The organism is Polaromonas sp. (assembly GCF_030682935.1).
GTDB lineage: Bacteria > Pseudomonadota > Gammaproteobacteria > Burkholderiales > Burkholderiaceae_C > Polaromonas.
In genome coordinates, this window is the sequence record NZ_JAUXNA010000267.1 from 1 (window position 1) to 7,512 (window position 7,512).

The window sequence follows — 7,512 nt, forward strand, 5'->3', positions numbered from 1 at the left end:
GGCCTTCCGTTGGTGATCCAGAACTCTGGTGCCAACGTGCTGATTCAAAACGCTGTGATCCTGCACCTGCAGATGAATTGACCGGAGGGCATGATGCACTGCTTCAAGCTGCCCCTGGCGTTCACCCTTGTCATGGCGACCACGGTTATTCCCCCGGCCAGCGCAGAGCAGGCTTACCTGCCATCAATAGCCGGCGGTGTTGTGGTTCCTGTCTCCAGCATTCGCCAGGAACGTCTGGCCGGAACGCTGTTGCAACAATACGATTTCAGTTGCGGTTCAGCCGCCGTGGCGACATTGCTGACCCAGCATTACGGCTACCCGGTGTCCGAGGCCACGGTTTTTGAACACATGTACAAGCATGGCGACCAGGCAAAAATCCAGCGCGAGGGGTTTTCGCTGCTCGACATGAAACGGTTTCTAAAGGCGCAGGGCTTTGAGGCGGATGGCTTTGAGCAGCCACTGGAAAAGCTCGCTGAAGCACGCGTGCCCGCCATCGTACTGATCAACGAGAACGGCTACCTGCATTTTGTCGTGGTCAAGGGACTTCGCGGCGAACGGGTGCTGATCGGCGACCCGGCGAACGGTACGCGTGCCGTGTCGCGCCAAAATTTCGAAGCCAGTTGGCAAGGCGGCCTGCTGTTCGTCGTCCACAACCGCATGGAGTCGGCACGCTTTAACCTTTCGGCCGACTGGCGCGCCGCACCCCAGGCGCCACTGACGGCCGGGGTCAATCGGAACGGCCTCTCCAGCGTGACGATGCCCAAGCACGGACCGGGAGACTTCTGATGAACGACTTACCGCACCCGCTCGCTGTAACCAGGCGCAGACGCTGGCCTGTCGCTGGCCTGTGCGCCTTGCTGGTGGCCGGCGCCAGCCAGGTACAGAGCCAGCAGCCGCCAGAAGAGACGGCATGGCTTGCTGCCAGCAACAGCACACTGGACCAGTTGCGCGGCGGCTTCGACTTGGGCGCAGGTCTTGTCGTGTCCTTCGGCATCAGCCGCACGGTCTACATCAACGAGCAACTGGTCACCACCACCTCGTTCCATCTGAGCGACATGGCCAAGCTCACGCCCGCACAAGCGGTGGTACTGAGCCAGCAGCTCGGCGCGCAGGCGCAGGTCGTGCAAAACGGTCCCGGCAACTCGGTCGATCCCGCTGCAATCACCGTTCCGCTGGCCACCTACATTCAGAACACGCTGAATAACCAGGCCATCCGAACCCAAACAGTGATACAGGCGAGCACCAACGGCCTCGGCACACTGAGAAACCTGAACCTGCAGGCAACCATCAACGATGCCATTGCCAGCGCCATCGGAAACCGTTAGCAAAAATTAGCGCGCGTTGGCGCCTCGAAAGAGGCGTCTCAGACGATTCAAGACTTCTGGCTTCTGCTTTCTTTCTCAAGCTGCTGAAGCTGCCGTTTTCGCTTGCTCTTGTTGCTCGACGCTGCTTCAAGAGGCTTGTCCCGCAAGGCTTGAGCCTGGCGTTCTTGCGCCTGTTTTTTGCGCTTTTTCCCCCGAAAATGCATGAACGTTCGTCCCAGCCCAAAGCTGACGGCACTGCTGATGACCAAAAGAATGATGTTCGAAGTTTCCATTGAATCCTGCCGCTGCTCAATCCGATAAAAAAAGTGATTGCAAGTCGTTTAAAAAATCAAAGCCGCGCTCGCTCGGCTTGATGCGGACCAGGTCGCGCTCTATCAGCCCCTTGCGTTCGGCCTCTTGCAGCCCCTGCTGAATGGCGGTCAAGGGCAGGCCCGTCTTGTCAGCAAAATCCTGCAGCTTGAACCCCTCCCGCAGCCGCAAGGCATTGAGCATGAATTCAAAAGGCAAGTCGGCGCGGCTCACCTCGGTTTCCTGTGCCACCGCGTCGCCTGCCAAGGCCTTCTCCATATAGAGTTTGGGCTCGCGCAAGCGTACCTGGCGGACCACCCGGTGCGCAAAGCTGAGCTTGCTGTGCGCACCCGCGCCAATGCCGAGGTAGTCGCCAAACTGCCAGTAGTTAAGGTTATGAAAGCAGCGGTGCCCCGGCTTGGCATAAGCCGACACTTCGTAGCGCGCAAGCCCGGCAGCGTCCGTCATTTCCGTGATCTTGTCGAGCATGGCGTAGGCCATGTCCTCCTCGGGAATCACCGGAGGAAATTTGGCAAAGTAGGTATTGGGCTCAATCGTCAGGTGGTAAATAGAAATATGCGGCGGCTGCAGCGCCAGGGCTTGCCGCATGTCCTGCGCCAGATTTTCCAGTGTCTGGCCGGGCAGCGCGTACATGATATCGAGGTTAAAGGTGTCAAACGCCTGCGCCGCTTCTTCAACGGCCGCAATCGCCTGGGCGCGGTCATGCACACGGCCAAGGGCCTTGAGGTGGCTATCGTCAAAACTCTGCACGCCGATGGACAAGCGCGTCACGCCAGCGCCGCGAAAGGCCTTGAAGCGGTCTTTTTCAAACGTACCCGGGTTGGCTTCAAGGGTGATCTCGCAGTCGGCCTCCAGCCGCAGCCGCGCACGGATGTCGCCCAGCAAACGGTCTATCGCTTGCGGTGAAAACAGGCTGGGCGTGCCGCCGCCAATGAAGATGCTGTGCACCGGGCGGCCCCAGATCAGCGGCAGCGACGCTTCGAGATCGGCCACCAGTGCATCAATGTAGCGCTGCTCGGGCATCTCGCCGGAAACCTCATGCGAGTTGAAATCGCAATAAGGGCACTTTTTGAGGCACCAGGGTAAATGCACGTAAAGCGACAGCGGCGGCAGCGCCGCGAGCTGCAGCGTGCCGCTGCGCATGTAGTGTTGAATATCTTTCTGGGTCATGGCTTACTCGCTTAAGGCTGGCAGCCAGCGCTCACGCATCAACGCCATCATCTGGCGGGCCGCCTTGCCGCGGTGGCTGTGGGCATTTTTCACGCTCACAGGCAACTGCGCAAAGGTCTGGCCGAACTCGGGAATGAACATCACCGGGTCAAAACCAAAGCCATTGCTGCCCACGGGCGCCAGCGCAATTTCGCCCGCCACCCGCCCGCAGGCGATCAAGGGTTCCGGGTCGTCCGCAGAACGAACCGCCACCAGCGTGCTGACCAGGGCCGCGCGGCGCTGGTCAGGCTGCGTCAGGTGCGCCATTTGTTCCAGCAAGGCCTTGACGTTGTTGTCGTCGCCCTTGGCATAGCCAAACTGGGTGGCATAAAACGCGGTGTCGACGCCCGGCAGGCCCCCCAAAGCGTCGACGCACAAGCCGGCGTCGTCGGCCAGCGCTGGCAAGCCGCTGAGTCGGGAGGCGTGGCGGGCTTTGGCCAGCGCATTTTCTACAAAGGTGCGAAAGGGCTCTTCGGCCTCAGGAATGCCCAGCGCGGCCTGGCTGAGCAGTTCCAGGCCCAGCGGTGCCAGCATGGCCTGCAGCTCAGCGAGCTTGCCCTGGTTGTTTGATGCAAGTACGATTTTCATAGCAAAAGTGCCTCTAGCCCTTATATTTCGGGAATAGATAGCTATTAATTTAATAGTGAGTTCTTCTGCAGGGACACCAGCTCGGCAATGCCTTTTTCAGCCAGCAAGAGCAAGGCGTCCATTTCCTGACGCGAAAAAGCGGCGCCTTCTGCGGTGCCCTGCACTTCCACAAAGTGGCCGGCACCGGTCATGACCACATTCATGTCGGTGTCACAGGCGGCGTCTTCGGTGTACTCCAGATCGAGCAAAGGCGTGCCCTGCACAATACCTACCGAGATGGCGGCCACATGTCCCAGAATCGGCGTTTCGAGGAGTTTTCCCTCCGCCAGCAACCGGTTGACGGCATCTTGTGCGGCCACAAAGGCGCCGGTGATGCTGGCCGTGCGGGTGCCGCCATCGGCCTGAATCACATCGCAGTCGAGGTAAATGGTGCGTTCACCTAATTTTTTCAAGTCAAAAACGGCCCGCATGGAGCGGCCAATCAGCCGCTGGATTTCCTGGGTGCGGCCGCTCTGTTTACCGCGGGCGGCTTCCCGGTCACTGCGCGTGTGCGTTGCGCGCGGCAGCATGCCGTATTCGGCCGTGACCCAACCCTCCCCGCTGCCCTTTTTATGGCCAGGAACTTTTTCCTCGACCGAAGCCGTACACAGCACCCGGGTGCCTCCAAACTCGATCAGCACCGAGCCTTCGGCGTGCACTGTGTATTGACGGGTAATTCGCACCGGGCGCAGGGCATCCAGCGCGCGCGCGCCACTTCTCTCAAACTGACTCATGGTAATGGGCTTTCTGGCGAAGCACGCCGGACAAATGAAAAATCAAAAATGGAAAACAAGACCAGGCAGCGCCTGCCCGTGGCCACACGCGCCGAAGCCGGACACCTCGATGTCAGGTTTTTCTTGCGGCCGAGCGGCGTATGGCCGCGTTGATTTCAGCGATGGAACGCTCGATCGTCGCCTCATCAAGATCATCGCCCTCCGTGTCAAGCACGCCAGCCTGGATGGTGGAAGCAAACACCCCGTCCATGATGCTGTCGGTAGACACGCCGCGGGTCGATTCAAACGCATCCGGGGTTTCCCACTCCATGGCCAGCGCGGTGACGTTGTCACTCTGTGCCCCGCCGGCACGCAATGCATTTTCAACCAGGTCGGGAACCGCTTCAGACACGCTCTTGCTGGACATCTGGTGGACAATTTCGTCGTCACTCAGAGTGCCCCACAGTCCGTCAGAACACAGCAGCAGCTTGTCACCCTGCTGCAGGACCACCGGGCCAGTGACATCAAAAACCGGTTTGGTGGGCGAGCCCAGGCAGGTAAAGAGGATGTTACGGTTGATGCGCGCGGGCCTGCTCGCGCCAGCACTTTGCTGCTCCAGGTAGGAATGGTCCCGTGTACGGGTCAGCAATTCGCCATCGCGTACGACATACAGTCGCGAGTCTCCGCAATGCGCCCACGTGGCACCGAGCCCCTGCAATATGACTGCGACCAGCGTGGTGCGGGGCGTATCGAGCATGCCTTTTTCACTGGCGTAGCGAATAATTTGATGATGGGCAGCCATCAGCGCGCTCGACAAGAATTCCGCCGTATTGTCAATGACGGGACGCGCTTCTTTCTGGTACAGCGCAGCGATGGTCTGCAACGCAAGCTGCGCCGCTACTTCACCCTCAGGATGACCACCCATGCCGTCGGCCAGCAAAAACAGGCCCGACTCACGGGTGTAGCAGTAGCCCATGCGGTCTTCATTTTTTTTCCGTCCTCCTTGACGGCTGACCTGAAAGACCGAGAATTTCATTTGAATTTCGTCGCAATACCCGTGGCTTTACGCGCGGTTTTCTTCGTATCAGACACGATGTTGTCAAACTGCAGGCGAACCTTCTCGCCAACCGTGAGTTTGGTGTACCGACGCTCCCCTTCCCGGCTCAATTCTTTTTGCAAGGCAAACACCGATTGGGGTCGAGATAGCGCGTCCAGCGACATACACCACTCGACGACTTCAATCAGGTTGTCGGAATAAACCCCGCGCAGTCGTGACAGTGCAAGGGACAGGCGGTCTTTTTCAAGGCGCTGCGGCGCATCATTGGGCGGATAGCCCTGCATGCTGGCGTAAATACAGGCGCCAATCGCATAAATATCGGTCCAGGGGCCCATGGAAGAGTCGCGCCGGTACATTTCAGGGGCCGCAAAGCCTGGGGTGTACATGGGCCGGATGAAGTTGCCCTCTTTGCTCAACACCTCGCGCGCCGCGCCAAAGTCAATCATCACGGCCCGGTTGTCGTCGGTGACAAAGATGTTGGCAGGCTTGATGTCCAAGTGCAGCATTTTGTGCTGGTGCACGATACGAAGCCCCCGCAGGATCTCATCAAAAAGCGAGCGTATGGTCGATTCGCGAAAAACTTTCTGTTTTTTCAACTCGCGCGCTGTGATGATGAAGTCTTGCAAAGTCCCGCCTTCCAGGTAGTTCATTACCATGTAGACGGTTTCGTTTTCACGAAAAAAATTCAGCACGCTCACCACAGAACTGTGCGAAATCTGGGCAAGCGAACGGCCCTCTTCAAAAAAACTCTTGAGGCCCAGCCGGTACAGCGAGAGCTTTTCAGGCTGAACTTGCGGCAATAGCTCACCGGGTAAACGACTGGCCAATGAAGACGGCAGGTACTCCTTGATGGCGACCTGCTGGCCTTCGTTGTCGACGGCCAAGTAAACTACACCGAACCCGCCAGCCGAAAGCTTTCGCACAATGCGATAGCCACCAATCACGGTATCGGGCGGCAGTGACGCGGGTTTGACCTTTGACATAATTTGGAACTAGCCACGGTGACGATGTCACCAACTCTTGTTCTCTCTAGAAAAGCATATTAATAAATGTCAGTTTACAGCATGACGGGTTATGCAACCGTGCAGTCCAGCACGGCGCAGTCGGCCCCAGAAACTGAAGCGCGCCAAGACGCCAATTCCCGGCTCGGCGTCGAAATACGCTCCGTGAACAGTCGTTTTCTTGACCTGACTTTTCGCCTGCCCGATGAATTGCGGCAAACGGAACCCGCCCTGCGGGAATTGCTGGTCGGCAAGCTCAAGCGAGGCAAGGTCGAAGTGCGCGTCTCGCTTGAAAGCGTATCGGCCAGCAGCCTGCGCGCGCCATCGCCTGCGACCCTGCAGCGCCTGGGATCCCTGGAAGACAGCATCAAGTCATGGTTGCCGCAGGCCGCTGCGCTCAGCGTGGCCGATATTCTCAGACTCGCGACCAACGAAGACAAAAAGCCGCACGATCACAGCGAAGAGCTGGTCAAACTGGCCAAAATGGCGCTCAAAGAACTGATGTTTGCCCGCGAGCGCGAGGGCGCCCGGCTGGCGACCATGCTGCTGGACCGGACAGCGCAGCTGCGCGCACTGGCAGCGCTTGCCGTACCCATGGTTCCCAAGCTGGTTGAGCTGCAAAAAACCCGCTTTCTGGAGCGCTGGAAAGACGCCATGGCCTTGGGAAGCAGCACAGCGCTGCCCGAAATAGCCCAGGATCGGGCGCTGACCGAGGCCACAGCCTTCGCCATCAGGATTGATGTGGCCGAGGAAATAACCCGCCTGTCCTCGCACCTCGACGAGATTGACCGCCTGCTCGCCAGCGGCGGTGAGTTGGGCAAGCGCCTCGATTTCCTGATCCAGGAGCTGCACCGCGAAGCCAATACACTGGGTTCCAAATCTGCATCCCTTGAACTGACGCACATTTCCGTGGACATGAAAGTGCTGATTGAGCAAATTCGCGAGCAGGTGCAAAATTTGGAGTAAGGTTCTTGGACAGCACACATTTACCTGCTTTCGTCCAGCCGCAGATTCAACCGGAAAGGCGGCGCCACATAATCGGCCGGCAGGCTTTCCGCCGGCATGGAGATGGCCTGCCCGTCGCGCACCGCGGCGTAATGCGGCGAGAGGATTTCGATCCCGGCGGCATGGAAGCGGTCCTGGATATGCTGATGCAGTTCCGAATATATCGAGGCCTGCTGCCGCGAGGCCCGCGTCGTGGCGTTGATCTGATAGGAAGCGTAAAAATCGTCGAGGCTGGTTTGCAGCACGTAGGGCGCCGGCTCCGCGAG

General features: G+C 58.9%; 9 protein-coding genes and 1 pseudogene. 3 read left to right on the top strand and 7 right to left on the bottom strand.

Translation table 11 applies throughout. The annotated features are described in order from the left end of the window. The first annotated feature begins 93 nt into the window (after positions 1-93). Positions 94-786 (top strand): C39 family peptidase, encoded by a 693-nt coding sequence (locus Q8K05_RS12160; protein WP_305246860.1) that lies wholly within the window; start codon positions 94-96, stop codon positions 784-786. Then, complete coding sequence (locus tag Q8K05_RS12165; RefSeq protein WP_305246861.1) at positions 786-1,325, top strand: hypothetical protein; 540 nt, start codon at positions 786-788, stop codon at positions 1,323-1,325. The genes Q8K05_RS12160 and Q8K05_RS12165 overlap by 1 nt, the downstream gene beginning before the upstream one ends. Positions 1,326-1,372: 47 nt before the next feature. Here Q8K05_RS12165 and Q8K05_RS12170 read toward each other — a convergent pair whose 3' ends face one another. From Q8K05_RS12170 to Q8K05_RS12195, 6 genes are all read right to left on the bottom strand, one after another. Then, positions 1,373-1,597: a hypothetical protein gene (locus Q8K05_RS12170; RefSeq protein WP_305246862.1), complete on the bottom strand. Its 225-nt coding sequence runs from the start codon at positions 1,595-1,597 to the stop codon at positions 1,373-1,375. A 16-nt stretch (positions 1,598-1,613) separates the two neighbouring features. Then, a complete protein-coding gene (hemW, locus tag Q8K05_RS12175) occupies positions 1,614-2,804 on the bottom strand; it encodes a radical SAM family heme chaperone HemW (protein WP_305246863.1) in 1,191 nt (396 codons plus the stop codon). Positions 2,805-2,807: 3 nt separating this feature from the next. Continuing rightward, a complete protein-coding gene (locus Q8K05_RS12180; RefSeq protein WP_305246864.1) occupies positions 2,808-3,431 on the bottom strand; it encodes a non-canonical purine NTP pyrophosphatase in 624 nt (207 codons plus the stop codon). A gap of 44 nt (positions 3,432-3,475) precedes the next feature. After that, on the bottom strand, positions 3,476-4,204 hold the full coding sequence (gene rph / locus Q8K05_RS12185) for a ribonuclease PH (protein WP_305246865.1): 729 nt from the start codon (positions 4,202-4,204) through the stop codon (positions 3,476-3,478). 112 nt (positions 4,205-4,316) lie between these two features. Continuing rightward, complete coding sequence (locus Q8K05_RS12190) at positions 4,317-5,219, bottom strand: PP2C family serine/threonine-protein phosphatase (protein ID WP_305246866.1); 903 nt, start codon at positions 5,217-5,219, stop codon at positions 4,317-4,319. Further along, positions 5,216-6,223 carry a serine/threonine-protein kinase gene (locus Q8K05_RS12195; RefSeq protein WP_305246867.1) on the bottom strand — a complete coding sequence of 336 codons (1,008 nt, stop codon included), beginning with the start codon at positions 6,221-6,223 and terminating at the stop codon, positions 5,216-5,218. Before Q8K05_RS12195 ends, Q8K05_RS12190 begins: the two co-directional genes overlap by 4 nt. 66 nt (positions 6,224-6,289) lie before the next feature. Between Q8K05_RS12195 and Q8K05_RS12200 the strand changes: the two genes are divergently transcribed. Further along, the gene (locus Q8K05_RS12200; protein ID WP_305246868.1) at positions 6,290-7,207 is read left to right on the top strand and encodes a YicC/YloC family endoribonuclease; all 918 of its coding nucleotides are present in this window, start codon (positions 6,290-6,292) and stop codon (positions 7,205-7,207) included. A 20-nt stretch (positions 7,208-7,227) separates the two neighbouring features. On the opposite strand, the pseudogene Q8K05_RS12205 reads toward Q8K05_RS12200, so the two are convergent. Then, positions 7,228-7,512: pseudogene (locus tag Q8K05_RS12205) on the bottom strand (hypothetical protein); the annotation flags it as partial.

Coding starts and splice junctions, on each gene's coding strand:
- Q8K05_RS12160 (WP_305246860.1), top strand. CDS start 94: ATGCACTGCTTCAAGCTGCCCCTGGCGTTCACCCTTGTCATGGCGACC.
- Q8K05_RS12165 (WP_305246861.1), top strand. CDS start 786: ATGAACGACTTACCGCACCCGCTCGCTGTAACCAGGCGCAGACGCTGG.
- Q8K05_RS12170 (WP_305246862.1), bottom strand. CDS start 1,597: ATGGAAACTTCGAACATCATTCTTTTGGTCATCAGCAGTGCCGTCAGC.
- hemW (WP_305246863.1), bottom strand. CDS start 2,804: ATGACCCAGAAAGATATTCAACACTACATGCGCAGCGGCACGCTGCAG.
- Q8K05_RS12180 (WP_305246864.1), bottom strand. CDS start 3,431: ATGAAAATCGTACTTGCATCAAACAACCAGGGCAAGCTCGCTGAGCTG.
- rph (WP_305246865.1), bottom strand. CDS start 4,204: ATGAGTCAGTTTGAGAGAAGTGGCGCGCGCGCGCTGGATGCCCTGCGC.
- Q8K05_RS12190 (WP_305246866.1), bottom strand. CDS start 5,219: ATGAAATTCTCGGTCTTTCAGGTCAGCCGTCAAGGAGGACGGAAAAAA.
- Q8K05_RS12195 (WP_305246867.1), bottom strand. CDS start 6,223: ATGTCAAAGGTCAAACCCGCGTCACTGCCGCCCGATACCGTGATTGGT.
- Q8K05_RS12200 (WP_305246868.1), top strand. CDS start 6,290: ATGTCAGTTTACAGCATGACGGGTTATGCAACCGTGCAGTCCAGCACG.